The organism is Rugamonas aquatica, assembly GCF_009380215.1.
Lineage (GTDB): Bacteria > Pseudomonadota > Gammaproteobacteria > Burkholderiales > Burkholderiaceae_D > Rugamonas > Rugamonas aquatica_B.
In genome coordinates this window covers 1-387 of record NZ_WHUG01000051.1, presented here as the reverse complement: position 1 = coordinate 387, position 387 = coordinate 1, and the positions used below count along the sequence as shown (strand labels likewise).

Below are 387 nucleotides of genomic sequence, written 5' to 3'. Positions count from 1 at the left end.
ATCCACCATGTGCACTTATTCACTTGTCCCTATAACGTTAGCCCCTTGCGACTAAACAAAGGAGCGGTTATAGAAATAAGAAGTACTACGTTGTTGCGTTTGTTGATACATACAATCATTACCCATCATCTTGCGTTTTACCGCAAAACGATCAATAAAAATTTACTTACTTCTTCCAGATTGTTAAAGAACGTACAGCACTTGATCTCTAAAAGATCAAACCTAAATCGCAACCATGATTGGCTGACTTACGTTTGAACTTTTGGTGGAGGATGACGGGATCGAACCGACGACCCCCTGCTTGCAAAGCAGGTGCTCTCCCAGCTGAGCTAATCCCCCTGAGATTTACTACAAGGCAGAAACTGGTAGGGCTGGTTGGACTCGAAC

Annotated in this window: 1 tRNA gene; it reads right to left on the bottom strand. The window is 43.4% G+C overall.

What is annotated here, in order from left to right:
- Positions 1-263: 263 nt before the first annotated feature.
- Positions 264-339: transfer RNA gene (locus tag GEV02_RS32605), tRNA-Ala, on the bottom strand.
- Positions 340-387 lie beyond the last annotated feature (48 nt).